This is a genomic window from Microbacterium sp. HD4P20 (assembly GCF_019449275.2).
In the GTDB taxonomy this organism is placed as follows: domain Bacteria; phylum Actinomycetota; class Actinomycetes; order Actinomycetales; family Microbacteriaceae; genus Microbacterium.
In genome coordinates, this window is sequence record NZ_JAHZQZ020000022.1 from 194,201 (window position 1) to 211,950 (window position 17,750).

At 66.0% G+C, this 17,750-nt stretch carries 18 protein-coding genes and 3 tRNA genes; 15 read left to right on the forward strand and 6 right to left on the reverse strand.

All coding sequences use genetic code 11. The annotated features are described in order from the left end of the window. The first annotated feature begins 58 nt into the window (after positions 1-58). The 8 genes from recF (at position 59) to K0817_RS17425 (ending at position 8,369) form a co-directional block, all read left to right on the forward strand. The gene (gene recF / locus K0817_RS17390; RefSeq protein WP_219982943.1) at positions 59-1,222 is read left to right on the forward strand and encodes a DNA replication/repair protein RecF; all 1,164 of its coding nucleotides are present in this window, start codon (positions 59-61) and stop codon (positions 1,220-1,222) included. Then, positions 1,215-1,757: a DUF721 domain-containing protein gene (locus K0817_RS17395; RefSeq protein WP_219982944.1), complete on the forward strand. Its 543-nt coding sequence runs from the start codon at positions 1,215-1,217 to the stop codon at positions 1,755-1,757. The genes recF and K0817_RS17395 overlap by 8 nt, the downstream gene beginning before the upstream one ends. Before the next feature lie 122 nt (positions 1,758-1,879). After that, positions 1,880-3,916, forward strand: coding sequence for a DNA topoisomerase (ATP-hydrolyzing) subunit B (gene gyrB, locus K0817_RS17400; RefSeq protein ID WP_219982945.1), 2,037 nt, complete (start codon positions 1,880-1,882; stop codon positions 3,914-3,916). A gap of 112 nt (positions 3,917-4,028) precedes the next feature. Then, positions 4,029-6,656: a DNA gyrase subunit A gene (gene gyrA / locus K0817_RS17405; protein WP_219982946.1), complete on the forward strand. Its 2,628-nt coding sequence runs from the start codon at positions 4,029-4,031 to the stop codon at positions 6,654-6,656. Next, entirely contained in the window at positions 6,653-7,057 is a 405-nt protein-coding gene (locus K0817_RS17410) for a DUF3566 domain-containing protein (RefSeq protein ID WP_219982947.1), read from the forward strand. Before gyrA ends, K0817_RS17410 begins: the two co-directional genes overlap by 4 nt. Before the next feature lie 94 nt (positions 7,058-7,151). Continuing rightward, positions 7,152-7,225 (forward strand) — tRNA-Ile (locus K0817_RS17415). A gap of 11 nt (positions 7,226-7,236) precedes the next feature. Continuing rightward, positions 7,237-7,309: transfer RNA gene (locus K0817_RS17420), tRNA-Ala, on the forward strand. A gap of 178 nt (positions 7,310-7,487) precedes the next feature. After that, a complete protein-coding gene (locus K0817_RS17425) occupies positions 7,488-8,369 on the forward strand; it encodes a PmeII family type II restriction endonuclease (RefSeq protein ID WP_219982948.1) in 882 nt (293 codons plus the stop codon). A 1-nt stretch (position 8,370) separates the two neighbouring features. On the opposite strand, the gene K0817_RS17430 is transcribed toward K0817_RS17425, so the two are convergent. Both K0817_RS17430 and K0817_RS17435 read right to left on the reverse strand, forming a co-directional pair. Further along, positions 8,371-9,630 (reverse strand): DNA cytosine methyltransferase, encoded by a 1,260-nt coding sequence (locus K0817_RS17430; protein WP_219982949.1) that lies wholly within the window; start codon positions 9,628-9,630, stop codon positions 8,371-8,373. A gap of 507 nt (positions 9,631-10,137) precedes the next feature. After that, positions 10,138-10,374, reverse strand: a complete 237-nt coding sequence (locus tag K0817_RS17435) for a hypothetical protein (protein WP_219982950.1) — start codon at positions 10,372-10,374, stop codon at positions 10,138-10,140. Between the two features lie 349 nt (positions 10,375-10,723). Between K0817_RS17435 and K0817_RS17440 the strand changes: the two genes are divergently transcribed. Then, positions 10,724-10,788, forward strand: a tRNA-Ser gene (locus tag K0817_RS17440). An 80-nt stretch (positions 10,789-10,868) separates the two neighbouring features. Beyond that, the gene (locus K0817_RS17445; protein ID WP_219982951.1) at positions 10,869-11,363 is read left to right on the forward strand and encodes an NUDIX hydrolase; all 495 of its coding nucleotides are present in this window, start codon (positions 10,869-10,871) and stop codon (positions 11,361-11,363) included. Here K0817_RS17445 and K0817_RS17450 read toward each other — a convergent pair. After that, the gene (locus K0817_RS17450; protein ID WP_253735481.1) at positions 11,301-11,798 is read right to left on the reverse strand and encodes an aminoacyl-tRNA deacylase; all 498 of its coding nucleotides are present in this window, start codon (positions 11,796-11,798) and stop codon (positions 11,301-11,303) included. The two genes, K0817_RS17445 and K0817_RS17450, sit on opposite strands and share 63 nt — an antisense overlap. Positions 11,799-11,811: 13 nt before the next feature. Beyond that, entirely contained in the window at positions 11,812-12,396 is a 585-nt protein-coding gene (locus K0817_RS17455) for a DNA helicase (protein ID WP_219982953.1), read from the reverse strand. Between the two features lie 95 nt (positions 12,397-12,491). Here K0817_RS17455 and K0817_RS17460 point away from each other — a divergent pair, with 95 nt between their 5' ends. Together K0817_RS17460 and K0817_RS17465 are read left to right on the forward strand one after the other, a co-directional pair. Further along, on the forward strand, positions 12,492-13,064 hold the full coding sequence (locus K0817_RS17460) for a peptidylprolyl isomerase (protein WP_219982954.1): 573 nt from the start codon (positions 12,492-12,494) through the stop codon (positions 13,062-13,064). Between the two features lie 24 nt (positions 13,065-13,088). Further along, positions 13,089-13,979 carry a rhomboid family intramembrane serine protease gene (locus tag K0817_RS17465; RefSeq protein ID WP_219982955.1) on the forward strand — a complete coding sequence of 297 codons (891 nt, stop codon included), beginning with the start codon at positions 13,089-13,091 and terminating at the stop codon, positions 13,977-13,979. A gap of 130 nt (positions 13,980-14,109) precedes the next feature. Here K0817_RS17465 and K0817_RS17470 read toward each other — a convergent pair whose 3' ends face one another. Then, positions 14,110-14,349: a cell division protein CrgA gene (locus K0817_RS17470; RefSeq protein WP_219982956.1), complete on the reverse strand. Its 240-nt coding sequence runs from the start codon at positions 14,347-14,349 to the stop codon at positions 14,110-14,112. Positions 14,350-14,415: 66 nt separating this feature from the next. Here K0817_RS17470 and K0817_RS17475 point away from each other — a divergent pair, with 66 nt between their 5' ends. The 3 genes from K0817_RS17475 to K0817_RS17485 are packed head-to-tail and all read left to right on the forward strand — an operon-like array spanning position 14,416 to position 15,992. After that, positions 14,416-15,189, forward strand: a complete 774-nt coding sequence (locus tag K0817_RS17475) for a class E sortase (RefSeq protein ID WP_219983158.1) — start codon at positions 14,416-14,418, stop codon at positions 15,187-15,189. Next, on the forward strand, positions 15,189-15,344 hold the full coding sequence (locus K0817_RS17480) for a hypothetical protein (protein ID WP_219982957.1): 156 nt from the start codon (positions 15,189-15,191) through the stop codon (positions 15,342-15,344). The genes K0817_RS17475 and K0817_RS17480 overlap by 1 nt, the downstream gene beginning before the upstream one ends. An 18-nt stretch (positions 15,345-15,362) precedes the next feature. Continuing rightward, positions 15,363-15,992, forward strand: coding sequence for an aminodeoxychorismate/anthranilate synthase component II (locus tag K0817_RS17485; RefSeq protein ID WP_219982958.1), 630 nt, complete (start codon positions 15,363-15,365; stop codon positions 15,990-15,992). 56 nt (positions 15,993-16,048) lie between these two features. Here K0817_RS17485 and pknB read toward each other — a convergent pair whose 3' ends face one another. Continuing rightward, the gene (gene pknB, locus K0817_RS17490; RefSeq protein WP_308211915.1) at positions 16,049-17,743 is read right to left on the reverse strand and encodes a Stk1 family PASTA domain-containing Ser/Thr kinase; all 1,695 of its coding nucleotides are present in this window, start codon (positions 17,741-17,743) and stop codon (positions 16,049-16,051) included. Between the last annotated feature and the right edge of the window lie 7 nt (positions 17,744-17,750).

Sequence of the window (17,750 nt, forward strand, 5' to 3'; positions counted from 1 at the left end):
GGTTCGGCCGCGAGCACGAGCCAGGCGAAACGTCGCACACTCGAACTAGGCTGACGCAGTGATCGTGGAGCAGCTGAGTCTCGTGGACTTCCGCAACTATGCGGCGGCCGATGTGACGCTCGTTCCGGGTCCGAATGTCTTCGTCGGCCGCAACGGGCAGGGCAAGACGAACCTCGCCGAAGCGATCGCGTTCTTCGCGACGCTGGGATCGCACCGCGTGTCGAACGACGCGCCGATGGTTCGCGACGGGGCGGATGCCGCGATCATCCGCGCCCGCCTCGCCCACGGTGAGCGGCGGGTGCAGCTCGAAGTGCAGGTCAATCGTCAGGGTTCGAACAAGGCCCGGGTCAATGGTTCCGGTGTCAAGCCGTCCGAGCTTCCGCGGTATGCGCAGGTCGTGCTCTTCGCGCCGGAGGACCTCCAGATCGTGCGCGGCGACCCGTCGTCGCGCCGCCGCTTCGCCGATCAGCTGCTGGTGCAGCGCACTCCGCGCATGTCGGGCGTGCTGGGTGACTACGACCGCGTGCTCAAGCAGCGCACCGCTCTGCTCAAGTCGGCCCGAGCCCGAGGCGTCCGCGGCGACGCGCTGTCGACGCTCGACGTGTGGGACGACAAGCTCGTGGCGCTCGGGACGCAGGTGATTCAGGCTCGCCTGGCTCTCGCTGCCGACCTCGCCGCACCGCTCGCCGCGGCCTACACCGCGATCGCCGGTGCCGACCACGACCCCGAGATCGAATGGGCCCTGTCGATCCGGGGAGCGGACCCCGACGTCGACGACGCCCCCGCGACGTCCGTCGATCCCGCACATCCCCCTGACATCGCCGCGCAGTTCCGCGAGGCGCTGGCCGCCCGCCGCACCGCGGAACTCGAGCGCGGACTCACGCTCGTGGGGCCCCACCGCGACGATCTGCTGCTGCGCATCCGCGGGCTTCCGGTCAAGGGCTACGCCTCGCACGGCGAGTCCTGGTCGGTGGCCTTGTCGCTGCGTCTCGCGTCGGCCGAGCTGCTGCGGGCAGAATCGCTCCTCGGCGACCCGGTGCTGATCCTCGACGACGTCTTCGCCGAGCTCGACACCGAGCGCCGGGCCCGGCTGGCAGGGCTTGCGGGCGATTACGAACAGGTGGTGGTGACCGCGGCCGTCGAGGGCGACGTTCCCGACAATCTCCGCGCGCGCATGGTGCGGGTCGAAGCTGGGGAGATCGTGGAGGCGACGGATGCCTGAGCAAGGCGCCGACCGGCAGGCCGCGGCATCCGGTTCTCCCTCGCCCGAGGGCGACGCCGCGCGCATTCCCGAGACGATCGCCACCTACCTGCGGCTGCGGGGCCTGGAGCCGTCGGCGCGCACCTTCCGCCGGAAGCGACGCCGCGTGGTGGACGACGAGAACGCGCCGTTCACGCCGGGGCGGGATCCCCACGGAGTGGGCGACGTCCTGGCCGACCTCACGCGCGAGGCCGGCTGGGACAAGGAACTCGCGCGAGAAGATGTCGTTCGCGCGTGGGCGGAGGTCGCCGGCGACGACACCGCGCGGCACACGCGCCCGGTGGCGTTCTCGGAGGGGTCGCTCACGGTGCAGGCCGACTCGACGGCGTGGGCCAAGCAGCTGCAGCTGATGCGGGCGCACATCCTGTCGGAAATCGTCCGGCGGTTCCCCGAGGCGGGGGTCACGGCGGTGCGCTTCATCGGACCGGACGTTCCCTCCTGGAAATGGGGTCCCAGAACGATTCCAGGGCGTGGCCCGCGCGATACCTACGGTTGAGGCATCTCTGGAGATGTCCGGACGGATTTCCTGGCCTCAGAGGGGCGCGTACGCCGCGTGACCGGGCCGAAAGCCGATAGACTGTCGAGGCCCCCATCGAAGGATATGGAGCCCTCGCGAAGATGACGCCCGACAACCCCGACAACGTTCCAGAGGAACCCGACCACCTCGCTCAGGCTCCCGGTGAATATGGGGCAGACGACATCCAGGTGCTCGAAGGCCTCGAGGCCGTGCGCAAGCGCCCCGGCATGTACATCGGATCGACCGGCGAGCGTGGTCTGCACCACCTCGTTCAGGAGATCGTCGACAACTCCGTCGACGAGGCCCTGGCCGGATACTGCGACAACATCGAGGTCACGATCCTCTCCGACGGCGGTGTTCGGGTCGCCGACAACGGCCGTGGCATCCCCGTCGGCATCCACAAGAGCGAAGGCAAATCCACCGTCGAGGTGGTGCTGACCGTCCTGCACGCCGGTGGCAAGTTCGGCGGCGGCGCGTACGCGGTCTCGGGCGGATTGCACGGGGTCGGCTCATCCGTGGTGAACGCCCTCTCGACACGCCTCGAAGTCGAGGTCCGTCAGCAGGGCCACGTGTGGCGGCAGTCCTACCGCGACGGCGGCCAGCCGCTGGCGCCGCTCGCGAAGGAAGAGGAGAGCATCGAGACCGGCACGACGATCACGTTCTGGCCGGATGACGAGATCTTCGAGACCGTCGACTTCGACTACGACACGCTCCGCACGCGGTTCCAGCAGATGGCATTCCTCAACAAGGGCCTGCGCATCAGCCTGCGCGACGAGCGCCCGAACGCGCTGGTGCCCGACGACGACCCTTCGGACGGCGTCGACGAGCCGCAGCCGCGCAACGACAGCTTCCTCTATGAGCGTGGTCTGGTCGACTACGTCGAGCACCTCAACAGGGTCCGCCACGCGGATGTCGTCAACGACGAGATCATCGAGGTCGAGTCGGAGGACCCCGGCCGCAAGATCGCTCTCGAGATGGCGATGCAGTGGACGACCAGCTACACCGAGAACGTCTTCACGTACGCCAACACGATCAACACGCACGAAGGCGGGACCCACGAAGAGGGCTTCCGCGCCGCGCTGACGACCCTCGTGAACCGCTACGCGCGCAACAACAATCTCCTGAAGGAGAAGGACGAAAACCTCACCGGCGAAGACATCCGTGAGGGTTTGACGGCGGTCATCTCGGTGAAGCTGTCCGAACCGCAGTTCGAGGGCCAGACCAAGACCAAGCTCGGCAACACCGAGGCGAAGGCATTCGTGCAGAAGGTCGTCGGCGATCAGCTCGGCGACTGGTTCGATCGCAACCCGGCGCAGGCCAGGAACGTCATCCGCAAGGCCATCGATGCGGCCGGCGCCCGCCTCGCCGCGCGCAAGGCGCGCGAGACCGCGCGCCGCAAGAGCGTCTTCGAGTCAGCCGCGATGCCCGACAAGCTCAAGGACTGCACGAGCAAGGACCCCTCGATCAGCGAGATCTTCCTGGTCGAGGGAGACTCCGCCGGCGGCTCCGCGGTATCGGGACGCGACCCGCACACGCAGGCGATCCTGGCGCTGCGAGGGAAGATCCTCAACGTCGAGCGGGCTCGACTCGACAAGGCGCTGTCGAACAAGGAAGTCCAGGCGATGATCCAGGCCTTCGGCACCGGGATCGGCGAGGACTTCGACATCGAGAAGGCTCGCTATCACAAGATCGTGCTGATGGCCGATGCCGACGTCGACGGTCAGCACATCACGACGCTTCTGCTGACGATGCTGTTCCGCTACATGCGCGGACTCATCGAGGCCGGGTTCGTGTACCTGGCCATGCCTCCGCTGTACCGGCTGAAGTGGACGAACTCGGCGCACGAGTACGTCTACTCCGACAAGGAGCGCGACGCACTGCTCGAGCACGGGCTCGCGAACGGCAAGCGGATCCCCAAAGACTCGGGCGTGCAGCGCTACAAGGGCCTCGGCGAGATGAACGCCAAGGAGCTGTGGGAAACCACGATGGACCACCGCACGCGCACGCTGCGACAGGTCACGATCGACGACGCGGCCGCGGCCGACGAGATCTTCTCCGTGCTGATGGGCGAGGACGTCGAGTCCCGACGCACGTTCATCCAGCGCAACGCCAAGGACGTCCGCTTCCTCGACATCTGAATACGTGGTCGTGGGCGTTTCGTCTCGTTTCGCTCGCTCAACGACCGGCACACCCTCGCGTTGAGCGAGGAGCGAAGCGACGAGACGAAACGCAGAAGACGAAAGACGAGAGATGGCTGACGAAGAACGCCCCGACCCCAACGCCGAGCACGATCACGGTCGCATCGACCAGGTCGATCTCCAGCTGGAGATGCAGCGCAGCTACCTCGACTACGCGATGGCGGTCATCGTGGGCCGAGCGCTGCCCGACGTGCGCGACGGATTGAAGCCGGTGCACCGCCGCGTCATCTACGGCATGTACGACGGCGGCTTCCGTCCCGATAAGTCGTTCTCCAAGTGCGCGCGAGTCGTGGGCGAGGTGATGGGCCAGTACCACCCACACGGTGACGCGCCGATCTACGACGCCCTGGTGCGACTCGTGCAGCCGTGGGCGCTGCGGTATCCGCTCGCCCAGGGCCAGGGCAACTTCGGCTCGCCGGGCAACATGGGGGCAGCCGCGCCCCGCTACACCGAGACCAAGATGGCGACGCTCGCTCTCGAGATGGTGCGCGACATCGAAGAGGAGACCGTCGACTTCCAAGACAACTACGACGGTCAGACGCAGGAGCCGACGGTCCTGCCGGCGCGTTTCCCGAACCTGCTCGTCAACGGCTCGGTCGGTATCGCGGTCGGCATGGCGACCAACATCCCGCCGCACAATCTGCGGGAAGTGGCCGCTGGTGCGCTCTGGTCACTCGAGAACCCGGATGCCTCGCGCGAGGAGCTGCTCGAAGCGCTCATGGAGCGCATCCCCGGGCCGGACTTTCCGACCGGGGCGCAGATCCTCGGCACCAAGGGCGTCCGTGAGGCCTACCGCACCGGTCGCGGCTCGATCACGATGCGCGCGGTCGTCTCGATCGAAGAACTCCAGGGCCGCACGTGCCTGGTGATCACCGAGCTGCCGTACCAGGTCAATCCCGACAACCTGGCGGTGAAGATCGGCGACCTCGCCCGTGAGGGCAAGATCACCGGCATCGCCGACATCCGCGACGAGACCAGTGACCGCACCGGTCAGCGGTTGGTCGTGGTGCTGAAGCGGGATGCCGTTGCCAAGGTCGTGCTGAACAACCTGTACAAGCACACGCAGCTGCAGGAGAACTTCGGCGCGAACATGCTCGCGATCGTCGACGGCGTGCCGCGCACGCTACCTCTCGACGGCTTCATCACGTACTGGGTCGAGCACCAGATCGAAGTCATCGTGCGCCGCACGGCGTATCGACTCCGCGAAGCCGAGAAGCGCATGCACCTGCTGCGCGGCTACCTCAAGGCGCTCGACGCGCTCGACGAGGTCATCGCGCTCATCCGTCGCTCGCCGACGGTCGACGATGCGCGAGAGGGGCTCAAGGCGCTTCTGGACATCGACGAGCTTCAGGCCGATGCGATCCTCCAGATGCAGCTGCGCCGGCTCGCTGCGCTCGAGCGTCAGAAGATCATCGACGAGGCGACCGAGCTCGAGGCGAAGATCGCCGACCTCACCGACATCCTCGCGACGCCCGCACGTCAACGCACCATCGTGCACGACGAGCTCGCCGGCATCGTCGAGAAGTTCGGAGACGAGCGCCGCACCCACATCCTCCACGGGTTCGACGGCGACATGTCGATGGAAGACCTCATCCCCGAAGAGGAGATGGTGGTCTCGGTCACGCGCGACGGCTACATCAAGCGCACTCGCAGCGACAACTATCGCTCACAGCACCGCGGCGGCAAGGGCGTCAAGGGCGCACAGTTGCGCGCCGACGACGTCGTCGAGCACTTCTTCGTCACCACGACGCACCACTGGCTGCTGTTCTTCACGAACAAGGGCCGCGTCTACCGCTCGAAGGCGTACGAGGTCCCTGAGGCCGGCCGCGACGCCAAGGGTCAGCACGTGGCGAACCTGCTCGCCCTGCAGCCGGATGAGGAGATCGCTCAGATCCTCGACATCCGCGACTACGCCGTCGCCACATACCTGGTGCTGGCCACGCGCAACGGCCTGGTCAAGAAGACGCGCCTGACCGAGTACGACACGAACCGCCAGGGCGGGATCATCGCGATCAAGCTGCGGGCCAACGGCTCGGACGAATCCGACGACGCGGATGCCGACGCTGATGACGAGGTCGTGAGCGCTCTGCTCGTGGACGAGGGCGACGACATCCTGCTCATCAGCCGGCGCGGCATGTCGCTGCGCTTCTCGGCGACGGACTCGGCGCTGCGCCCGATGGGCCGCTCGACGTCGGGTGTGAAGGGCATGGACTTCCGCGATGGCGACAGCCTGCTCTCGGCATCCGTCGCCAAGGACGACGAATACGTCTTCGTGGTCACCGAGGGCGGTTACGCCAAGCGCACCGCGGTCGACCAGTACCGCGTGCAGAACCGCGGCGGGCTGGGCATCAAGGTGGCCAAGCTCAACGAGGATCGCGGCGATCTCGCGGGTGGTCTCATCGTGTCGGACGACGACGAGGTTTTGGTGGTTCTTGCCAGCGGCAAGGTGGTACGCTCTGCCGTGGCCGAGGTGCCTGCCAAAGGACGCGACACCATGGGCGTCGTGTTCGCCCGTGCTGCCGGAGACGATCGCATCCTCGCGATCGCCCGCAACATCGAGCGAATCCTGACCGCAGAAGCCGAGGACGCCGCCGAGGCCCCTGACGAAGATCCGACTGCTCACACCTCCACAGGGTCGGACGCCTCGCCCGAGACACCCGAAGAGAGCACTGACGCATGAGCACGGTAGCCGACAAGCTCGCGAAGAAATCCAGCAACAAGACCAGCGCCAAGCAGGTGCGACTGCGCCTGGTGTACATCGACTTCTGGTCGGCGGTGAAGCTGTCGTTCCTGGCGGCGATCGCGATCGCCGTCGTCACGGTCGTGTCGTTCCTGGTGGTCTACCTCGTCGTCCAGACGACGGGTCTGATCGACGAGGCCGATGCGTTCTTCACCAGCTTCACCGACGGCAGCATCCTGCTCTCCGACTTCGTGAGCTTCCCGCAGGTTCTCGCATTCTCGGCGGTCGTGGCGATCCTGAATCTCGTCGTGGTGACGGTGCTCGGCGCCGTCGTCGCCGGCATCTACAACCTGGCGGTCAAGGTCACGGGCGGACTGCTCGTGGGCTTCACATCCAACTGATTCCGCGACGCATACCGGGCGCCGCCGATTCGTGAAATCGTCGTTCGTCGGGTAAAGTCTTGGAGGTTGCGGGGCGCGAGCACCGCACCGAGACGGGGCTATAGCTCAGGCGGTTAGAGCGCTTCACTGATAATGAAGAGGTCCCAGGTTCAAGTCCTGGTAGCCCCACCCATTGCCCCGGGGCCTTAGCTCAGTTGGTAGAGCGCCTGCTTTGCAAGCAGGATGTCAGGAGTTCGAATCTCCTAGGCTCCACATTTTTTGTCCGAAGAGCCAGTGTTTTCAAGGCATCAGACTTCTGACGCTTGAGCCGCAGGTAGTCAGCAGCGACCACGAGCATCCACCTGCAGTCACACCGGTGCCAGATACCTTTGGCACTCTGGGTGGCACCCCTCCGGTCAGCACGGCAATGCTCTGCCAAGATTGGCTTGTGATGACGCCAGAATCCCCGATTTTTCGAGCGCCAGTTGCTCCGGAAGATCAGCAGACGCCCGCGGACGTGGAGCTCGTCGTGCAGTCGGCGCTCGTACGCGGCGGCCTGGTAGACGAGATGCCACCAGAGACGTACGAAGCTGTGGTGACAGAGTCACTTGCCTTTATCGAGCGCCGGTTCGCATCGATGCAGGAAGCGCGCGTCGTCAGCGCGAAGAACAACCTCAACCCCTTCTTGATGTTGTTGATGGCGCCCGCGTACAACGTGTTCTCACCATTCGAGGTGGCGGAGTACCTTCAGAACGCAAAACTGCCCCACGGTGATGCAACTGCCTTTGGCAAGTTCGTAGAGACCAACATTTTCCCTCTCTTCACCGTGACGTCTCCCCCAGAGAAGGCGCTCGACAAAGATGTGTACAGCCCGATCGATGCCGAGATCACTGTGGACGGCACCCGGTACCTGACCTCTTGGAAGTCAGGCCCGTGGACGATGAATCAGTCCCATGCGAACGAGATGCTCGGGCGGTTCCCGACTATCAACACGCAGACGGGGTGTGACATCATCCTCGGGATCATCTATGGCACCGAGAAGCAGTTGAACAACAAGCCTGCCCTTGTTCGACGCGGCACTGGTCCATACGTACACGTGCTCGTGGGCGCAGAACTCTGGGAATTCGTCACCGGGGTCCGAAACGCTCATATGAAAGTTCTCGATGCCATCCGTGAGGCGCAAGCGCGATTTGCGGTGGCCCACGGCGGCAAGACGTTCTACGAACACATGATCGAGGCAAGACTTGCGCTTGCCGAGTCGTTCCGCCGCGAGTTTGAACTCACCGGTGACTACGACGACATGTGGACTCAGTTGTTCGAGCGAGCGTTCTAGTTCAGCTCGCCAACGATCGCTCGCGCACCACAGCCTGTCCGTTCTTCCACCACGAACGCGTCCGGACATGTGAGCGCAGGTAAGTGTTCGTCCACCCCGCAAGCTCCACCACCGGGGAACTTTCAGTCGCGGCGGCCTGGAGGTGGGCCGCAATCAATTCACCAGCGACCATACCCAGGCGAGCGGGAACGGCATTACCGACTTGCTTCATCTGCTGAGCCGCGCTGCCTACGAATACCCAACCCTCGGGGAACTCTTGTACCCGTGCGCATTCTCCGACGGACAGGACGCGAGTCTCTGATGGGTGGCACATGCTTGTGCTCGAGTGATTCGGCAACGTCGTGATGGTCGGGCTGGGAAGATCCCACGACAGACGACGCCACCACCCGGAGCGTCCTCCCTTCGCGTAGAAGGCTCTGCCCATCGACTCTTGCTGAACGCGTTCGGGCATGGCGCGCCAGTTGCCGCCTTCAGGAACGAAACTGAGAAAGTACTTCTTCCGCGGTGAGAAATCCATCATCACGGGAGCTTCTTCCGCAAAACCACTCAGAGCGTCAGCAAGAGTCTTGAAGGGCAAGAGGCCCTGATCACTCGTGCCGTGCGTGGGTGCAGGGAATTCGACCGTTCGGCCCATCCGGTTTCCGATAAACAAGACACGTTCCCTCAATTGAGGGGCTCCATAGTTAACGGCATTGACTTCGAAGGAGTCGACTCGGTACTCGCCGCCGTTCATCGCGAGAAGGTCCGCGACCCACGATCGCACAACCGAACCGGGCTGCTCGTCAGCGCTTAGTGGCGCTCCGCCCTTATCCGGGCGATCAGCGATGGGGCGGTGACGCAGCGCGGCTGACAATAGACCGCGGACGTTCTCAACGAGGAACATCTTCGGACGAAGTACCTCCACGAAACGAAGGAAATGCCAGAGCAGCTGGCCTCGGGGATCCTGAACCGTCCCACGACGGCCGGCGGTCGAAAACGACTGGCACGGGGGGCCACCGACTAGGACATCCAGTTCGCCCGGCTCAAGCCCAAGATCGCTCAGCAGCTCGTGGGGATCCATCACCGACAGATCGACCTCGTAGATGCGGGTCGCGGCCGTCCCGAAGCGCCCAGCATCTCTGTTCACCTCCAGAGTCCGGCAACTCGCTGAGTCCCATTCCGCGGCCGCGAGCACGTTGAACTTTCCCGTAGCGTCCAAGCCAGCATCGAGTCCACCCGCTCCGGTGAACAAGGAGATCATCGAGAGCTGTCCTGGTTCCATTGCGTCAATCTATCGGGCCCTGCCGACGTTCGACCGGAGGCTGACGGCCAGTCCCGCTGGAGCGGTCAGCTCCTGTTGCTTCCCGCCGAGTCGTGTGTGCGATCTCGGCTCACGGCGCTAGAGGGCTTGGCTTCAGGCGTCCTCCCGAATCACACACTTGAGGATCCACTGATCGCAGGTAGCAGCACACCGCGGCATGTACGAGGGCTCAATGAGCAACACGTCCTGGGGACGGGCGCTCCGGGGCCAGCGAGCTCCGGGCCTACATCCTCCCGACCTGTGGGAGCACCCACTCGACCAGCTACCACTCTCAGCCGTCCGAGAGTGGTACGGCCGAATTCACAATCCGCCGCACATACCGCACCCTTGGCTGACGTAACCCGTCACCGCCGCTTCGCAGTCCACCCAGTTCACGCCGCCCAAGCTCTCGTCGTGAGAGTTTTGTGTGTCGCGGATTCCCACTCAAGACTGGGTTCCATCGACGTATGCGGCCATACCGCTAGGAACTCAGATCGGCAGCTTGGCACGGCCATTCCATCCGGCGACTCTCTCGACGGCGAGATCAACCGCGGTGGCCTCCCGCTCCCAGTCAGCGAGCTTTGCCCAGTCGTCATTCTCGACTTCTGCCTTGGCGACGTCATCAAGCAGGTCGACTAGCGCGAGCTTGCCGTCTGCCCCGAAGTGCTGCGTCGCCGCCAACATCTCTGTCCTGAGCAACGTGGTAGGTGGCTTCTTCGGCGCCATGCCGCCGTTGAACGTGGCATGATTCGCACTCCGGCGATGCGGCTGGCGCTATGCGCAACTGCATAGTCATAGAGACGTTCAATGTGTCTCGCGGTGGCCAGAAGAATCTTCACGCGGACGTCTCTACGGCGGGCAGACGCATTGGACAGCCACGTCACCGCCACCGCAGCCAGGGACGCAAAGTATGCGGCAAGTGCTGTGCATACTACGTACTCAATCGTCACCCGCGCGCTGTAGCGGACAAGCGAACCTCTATTGGCAATCCATTTGGCACGCGACCCGTTTCGCACCACCGCAGCCCGGCCTTATGCAGCCGTCCGGGTTGACTTTCCGCGGCTCGTTGTTCCCCGCCGTTCACGGGATAGATCCTGCTTTGCAAGCAGGATGTCAGGAGTTCGAATCTCCTAGGCTCCACATTTCCAGACTGCACGACGCAGAAGCCGGTCCCCGTGACCGGCTTCTTCGTCGTTCGGCACCGGTCGATAGGGTGAAGCATGGATCTGCGTGTCGCGGCGTACGCGGTCATCCTCGATCAGGATGACCGCCTGCTGCTCGCACACTGGAACGAAGGCCGTCGCGCCGCGTGGACGATGCCCGGAGGCGGCCTCGAACCGGGTGAGGATCCCGAGAGCGCCGCACGCCGCGAAGTGCGGGAGGAGACTGGCTATCGGGTCGCGATCGACGAACTGCTCGGCATCCATTCCCGTGTCATTCCGCCCGGTCGACGACTGACGCCCGGACGCACCGAGCCGCTGCACACGCTGCGGATCGTCTATCGCGCCCGCCTCATCGGCGGGCACTTGCGCAACGAAGTCGACGGCACGACCGATCGGGCGGAGTGGTTCGCTCTGGCCGACGTGCGCGAACTGCAGCGCGTCAAGCTGGTCGACATCGCGCTCGAGATGGCAGGGCTGAGCGGGCGGCTGCTACCCGACCGGCTGCGAGATGTCGGCGACCGTCGCCCCATACGCCGCGATCAGGGCGTCTGAACCGACGAACAGGCTGTAGCCGTGGGCGCCCGCTCCCATCGCGATGCGGCGGCCGACGATCTGTTCGTCGGCGTAAAGGGGCCAGTCGTGCGAGCTGCCGATCGGCACGATCGTGCCGCGCTCGTACCCGGTTGCCTCGAAGGCGCGCTGCGGGTCGGGCAGCTGGAGCTTATTGACGCCCACGACCGCTCGCAGCTTCGGCCACGAGATCGCACGGTCGCCCGGCACCAAGGCGAAGAGATACGTGTCGTCGCTGCGTTTCACCACCAGCGTCTTCACGATGTCGGAGGGACGGATGCCGAGGATCGCGGCCGCCTCGGGAAGGCTGTTCGCCGCCGGACGCTCCTTGATCTCGATCTCGAGACCGCGTTCGGCGGCCGCCGTGCGGACGCGATCGACGCCCTCGAGACGTTTCGTCTCGTTTCGCTCGTTCAACGACCGGACGGGGTCACGCGTCGGGGGCGCGAAGCGGGTCGTCGGCGACCCAGAGCTCATCGTCGGCACGAAGCGTCTGCCAGGCGGCGTAGAGCACACCGACCGCCGCAGCGACCCCGAGGATGATCGCGATCACGCCGCCTGCGCTCATCCCCTTCTTCTGCGGCGCCACGCGATCCAGCTTCGACGAGAGGAAGCGGCTCGCGTCGCGCGAGTACTTGTCGGCCTTCTTGGCGTACTTCTTCGTGTCGGGCATCGACAAGCCGTGCCCGCTTGCGAAGCGCGAACGAGTGTCGTTCGCAGCGTCCCAGACCGACAGGGCGGAGCCGACGACGGCACCGGCGGCGGGGATCAGCGTGTCGCCGACCACCTGACGGCCGACCTTGACACCCTTCTCGACGTACGGTGCGGCGTACTTCTCATAGCCGGCCTGCACCTGCGGCGCGACGCGTTCGCGACCGTAGTGGCCGAGCTGTCGTCCGGCCTCGCGAGCGACCGTCGCGGCCTCGCCCACCAGCACCTGCTGTGTCTCCCACAGGTTCTCGGCCTGCTTCTGAAGCTTGTGGAGTTCCTTCTTGCGCTTGCGGCTGAGGCTCACGGTGCCCTCCCTATCGTGGGGATGTCGGTCTCCCCATCTTGCCAGACCGATGCCCGGACGGGAGGGGTTGCAGCGAACTCTGATTCAATGTATGAATGCCCCTTCACACTGCAGTCGCAACGATTCACACCAACCACGGCGACATCGTCGTCAATCTCTTCGGTGACCACGCCCCGCGCACGGTCCAGAACTTCATCGGACTGTCGGACGGAACCGGGTCGTGGACGCACCCCGCCACCGAGAAGCCCGGCGAGGGTCCCCTCTACAAGGACGTCATCTTCCACCGCGTCATCTCGGGCTTCATGATCCAGGGCGGCGACCCGCTCGGCCAGGGAGTCGGCGGTCCGGGATACACCTTCAACGACGAGATCAGCCCCGAACTCACCTTCACCGAGCCCTACAAGCTCGCCATGGCCAACGCCGGCCTTCGCCGCAATGCGATCACCGGCCAGGCAGAGGGCACCAATGGCTCGCAGTTCTTCATCACCGTGCCCGGCCAGGGTGGCCGCGGCCCGGAGTGGCTCCAGGGCAAGCACACGATCTTCGGCGAGGTCGCCGACGACGCGTCGAGGGCTGTCGTCGACACGATCAGCGAGGTGCCGACCGCTGCCGGTGACCGTCCGGTCGAGCCGGTCGTCATCCAGTCGATCGACATCGTCGCGGTCTGATCCCGAGCGATCGAGCCCGGCCGCGTGACCACCGACGACTTCCGCCGCAACCGCGAGAACTTCTGCTACCGGCATCCTGATCGGCAGAGCTTCGTCCTCTGCCAGCGCTGCCTGCGCACCATCTGCCCGGAGTGCCAGACGCCCGCCGCGGTGGGAGTCGTGTGCCCCGAGTGCCTGCGCGACCAGCAGCAGGCGCAGTCGCCGGCACAGCGCAAGGCGGAACGCCGGTGGTCGCGGCCCCGGGCGGTCGCGGTCAACGACGGCCGGCCGATCGTCACGTACTCGATCATCGGGATCACGGCCTTCGCGTACCTGCTCGGGCTCATCCCCGGCGTGGGCGATGCCGTCCAGAATGCGCTGTTCTTCTGGGCTCCGCTGCTCTACCCGAACTTCTTCGGTGCGTTCGAGCCGTGGCGCCTGTTCACGGGCGCGCTCGTGCACTCGAGCTTCTGGCACGTCGGCCTGAACATGCTGGCGCTGTGGATGATCGGCCGCAGCCTCGAGCCCCTGCTCGGGCGCTGGCGATTCCTGACGCTCTACGTCCTGGGCGCGCTGGGTGGCTCGGTGGCCGTCACGCTCCTGTCGTTCGACACGCAGGTGGTGGGTGCATCCGGGGCCATCTTCGGCCTGTTCGGAGCGCTGCTCGTGATCGGCCGGCACCTCGGGGGCAACATCGCCGGCATCGCGATCGTGCTCGGCATCAACCTCGTGATCGGCTTCATCCCCGGGTTCAACATCTCGTGGCAAGCGCACGTCGGAGGGCTGGTCACCGGCCTCCTCGTGGGACTGATCTTCACGCGCACCCGTGCGGCGCGCCAGCGGCGCCTGCAGTTCGTGCTGCTGGCCGCAGTGGGTATCGGGCTCATCGCGCTGCTGTTCGTGCCGGTGGCCTTTCCCGCCCTCGTGCTCGGCTGAGCGGGACTTATCCACAGGTTCATCCACAGGGTGGGGAGAATCACAGCTGTGTAATTCACAGCTGTTAACAGAGTTGTTAACAACTCAAAAGCCCCGGTCACGATGGACCGAGGCTTTCGTCGCTGGGACGCTATCGCCAGCGTGTGGTCATCAGGAAGCCGATGAAGGCGATGCCGAAGCCGATCACGAGGTTCCAGGCGTCGATGCCGGGAATCGGGTACTGCATGCCACTGAGGTAGAAGACGAGGATCCACACCAGACCGATCAGCATGAGCCCGATCATGATGGGCTTGAACCACACCGGGTTGGGTGCCGCTTCGCCTTCTGCGCGCTCGACGAGCGAGTCGTCGTCTTTGCCGGATCGTGCCATGCGAAGAGTCTAACTGCCAGCCGGGCCACAGCATGCGCTGACTAGACTCCCCCTGTGGAGGAAGCACTGGCAACCGCGGGGGGCGGGAACCTCCGAACCCGATCACGACCCCGCCCGCGTCGGCGAACATCGGTCGTCGGCGTGCTCGGAGAGCTGCTCATCACCGCCGGCGCCATCGTGCTGCTGTACGTCGCGTGGCAGCTGTGGCTGGGTGACGTGATCTATGGCGCCGAGGCCAAAGCCGAGAGCGAGCAGCTGTCGCAGCAGTGGGCGCAGGAGTACGAACCGCCCGCACCCGCTGCGACCGAAGAGCCTGCGCCGGCCGATGTCACGGCGGAGCCGGTGATCCTGCCAGAGCCCGCCGATGCAGAGGTGTTCGCCATCATGCGGATTCCGCGGTTCGGGAGCGACTACGCCTTCCAGATGGCGGGCGGCGTCTCCCGCGCGCGCACTCTCGACAAGACCTACATCGGTCACTACCCCGGTACCAGCATGCCGGGCCAGCCGGGCAACTTCGCCGTCGCCGCACATCGCACGACGTTCGGCGCGCCCTTCAACCGCATCGCCGACCTCCACGTCGGCGATGCCATCGTGGTCGAGACCAAACAGGGCTGGTACACCTACCGGTTCCGCACCCTCGAGTACGTCACGCCGAGCGAGGTCGAGGTGCTGCTGCCCGTCCCCCAGGCGATGGATGTCCCCGCCGGAACTCCGTACATCACGATGACCAGCTGCAGCCCGATGTACTCCCTCGCCGAGCGGATCGTGGGATACGGCGTGTTCGAGTCCTTCACTCCCATGCACGCCGGCCCCCCGGCATCCCTCGAGGCGGTGGCCTGATGTACGCAGGACTGTGGCGGATCCTTCCCGGCCCGTGGTGGGTGCGCGCGATCATCCTGCTCGTGCTCGTCGCGGCGGTGCTCTACGGGCTCTTCTTCTTCGCGTTCCCGTGGGTGAGCCAGTTCGTCAACCCGCAGGAAGTGACTGTTGAGTAGGTGGCGGGCGGGGAGGCGATGAGCCCCGCGCCGATCCTCGTCGTCGACAATCACGACAGCTTCGTCCACACCCTCGTGGGCTATCTCCACGAACTCGGTGCCGACACCGACATGGTCGAGGCCGACTCCATCGACGACGCGGCGGCCGCCATCTCGGGACGCGCGGGCGTGCTCGTCTCGCCCGGCCCCGGGGCTCCCGCTGACGCCGGCGCGTCGATCGCGGTCGTGCGCGCGGCGGCCGAGTCCGGCATCCCGCTGCTCGGCGTCTGTCTTGGTCACCAGGCCATCGCCGAAGCCTTCGGTGCGCGCGTCGATCACGCTCCCGAACTGATGCACGGCATGACGTCGCCCGTCAGCCACGACGGCGGGCCGCTCTATGCCGGCCTGCCCGACCCGTTCACCGCGACGCGTTACCACTCGCTCGCGATCGTCCCCGAGACGCTCCCGAAGGAGCTCGTGGTGGCAAGCAGCACGACCGGCGGCGTCATCATGGGCGTTGCCCATCGCACGGCACCCATCCACGGCGTGCAGTTCCACCCCGAGAGCATCCTCACCGAGGGGGGCCATCGGCTGCTGGGCAACTGGCTCGCGACGGTGGGATTTGCGGATGCCGCGGCCCGCGGCGCGCAGCTCAGCCCTCGCCGCTGACGGGCGTTTCGTCTCGTCGCTGCGCTCCTCGCTCAACGACCGACGGTCGAGACGGGTCAGGCGCCGGAGCAGAAGGTGAGCGTGATCTCGGAGTGCACCGGCACGTCGCCCGGCGCGAGCGACTGCGCCGACACGGTCGGCGGCGAAGCGGCCGGACAGTTCGGGTCCTCCTGGGTGAGCACCGTCAGCCCGACCTCTTCGAGGTCCCGGGTGGCCGCGTCGACGGTGTAACCCCGTACGTCCGAAATGGTGACGCGACCCGAGGCGACGACGAGATTCACCGTCGTGCCGGCGGGAACGTCCGCCCCCTCGGTCTCATCCGCCGAGATCACAGTGCCGCCGGCCAAGCCCGGGTCGTTGCGCTGCGTGATGGTGCCCAGGGCGAGTCCGGCCTCTGCGAGGGCGGCGGTCGCGGCATCCTGCGACAGCCCCGTCAGCGTCGGCACCGTCGACATCTCTTGACCCGACGAGACGTACACGCGGACCTCCTGCTCGGGGGTGACAGAGGTGCCGGCCGCGGGATCCGTGCGGATCACGTTGCCCTCTGCCACCTCGGTGCTCGCCTCCTCGGCGCGGATCGCGAGCAGGTCGTGCTCGGCCAGCTCCTCGTTGGCGCGCTCGTACGTCATGCCCGCGACGTCGGGCACGACGCGCGCGTTGGCCGGAAGCTCGTCGCCCGGCTGAATCGTGAGCACCCAGAACAGAAGCGAGATGAGCAGTACCGCCAACAGAGCGACGCCCGCCCAGATCCACGCGACGGGCGGTCCCGCCTGCGTGCGCTTCATCGTGGTGTCGGTGCTGAGTTGGCGCAGCGAGCGGGCGGTCTCGGCGGCCTGCTTGGGGTTGGGACCGTAGAGCTCGCTGGTGAGGGCGCCCATCTGACGCTTGGACGGCTGCCGGCCGTCCACGGTCGCGTCGAGCGCCTCGCGAAATCCGGCCGCGTCTTGGTAGCGCTGGAACGGGTCCTTGGCGAGGGCGCGGAGCGCGACAGCGTCGAGCGCGCGGGGTACCGTCTCGTTCACCTCCGACGGCGGCAGCGGCGCCTCGCTGACGTGCTGGTAGGCGACGGCCACCGGCGACTCGCCGCGGAACGGCTGCCTGCCGGCGAGCAGCTCGTACAGCACGACGCCCGTGGAATAGAGGTCGGCACGCGCATCGACCGGCTCGCCCTTGGCCTGTTCGGGTGAGAAGTAGGCCGCGGTGCCGAGGATCTGGGTCGTCTCGGCGACGGTCGACGAGCTGTCCGACACAGCGCGGGCGATACCGAAGTCCATCACCTTCACCTGGCCGGCGTCGGTGACCATGACGTTGCCCGGCTTGATGTCGCGATGGACGACACCGGCGCGGTGCGAGTACTCCAGAGCCTCGAGGATGCCGTCGACATAGCGGACGGCATCCGTCACCGGCACCGGCCCGGCCGAGATGATGTCTTTGAGCAGATGCCCCTTGACGAGCTCCATGACGATGAACGGAACGGGTCGCACGACGCCGTCGGGCCCGGTGAGCGAGTCCTCCCCCGCGTCGTACACGCGCACGATCGTCGGGTGGGCCATCCTCGAGGCGGCCTGCGCCTCGAGGCGGAACCGGGTGCGGAAGGCATTGTCGTCGGCGAGTTCGCGATCGAGGATCTTGATCGCCACTTCTCGCCCGAGCGTGAGGTCGTACCCGCGATAGACGCTGGCCATGCCGCCACGACCGATCGCCTCGTCGACGCGGTAGCGTCCCGAAAGCACGCGCGGCTCAGCTGTCACAGTCACT

Bases quoted from the DNA above. Each gene is read 5' to 3' on its own strand.
- K0817_RS17395 (WP_219982944.1), top strand. From the start codon at position 1,215: ATGCCTGAGCAAGGCGCCGACCGGCAGGCCGCGGCATCCGGTTCTCCC.
- gyrB (WP_219982945.1), top strand. From the start codon at position 1,880: ATGACGCCCGACAACCCCGACAACGTTCCAGAGGAACCCGACCACCTC.
- gyrA (WP_219982946.1), top strand. From the start codon at position 4,029: ATGGCTGACGAAGAACGCCCCGACCCCAACGCCGAGCACGATCACGGT.
- K0817_RS17410 (WP_219982947.1), top strand. From the start codon at position 6,653: ATGAGCACGGTAGCCGACAAGCTCGCGAAGAAATCCAGCAACAAGACC.
- K0817_RS17425 (WP_219982948.1), top strand. From the start codon at position 7,488: ATGACGCCAGAATCCCCGATTTTTCGAGCGCCAGTTGCTCCGGAAGAT.
- K0817_RS17430 (WP_219982949.1), bottom strand. From the start codon at position 9,630: ATGGAACCAGGACAGCTCTCGATGATCTCCTTGTTCACCGGAGCGGGT.
- K0817_RS17435 (WP_219982950.1), bottom strand. From the start codon at position 10,374: ATGGCGCCGAAGAAGCCACCTACCACGTTGCTCAGGACAGAGATGTTG.
- K0817_RS17445 (WP_219982951.1), top strand. From the start codon at position 10,869: ATGGATCTGCGTGTCGCGGCGTACGCGGTCATCCTCGATCAGGATGAC.
- K0817_RS17460 (WP_219982954.1), top strand. From the start codon at position 12,492: ATGCCCCTTCACACTGCAGTCGCAACGATTCACACCAACCACGGCGAC.
- K0817_RS17470 (WP_219982956.1), bottom strand. From the start codon at position 14,349: ATGGCACGATCCGGCAAAGACGACGACTCGCTCGTCGAGCGCGCAGAA.
- K0817_RS17480 (WP_219982957.1), top strand. From the start codon at position 15,189: ATGTACGCAGGACTGTGGCGGATCCTTCCCGGCCCGTGGTGGGTGCGC.
- K0817_RS17485 (WP_219982958.1), top strand. From the start codon at position 15,363: ATGAGCCCCGCGCCGATCCTCGTCGTCGACAATCACGACAGCTTCGTC.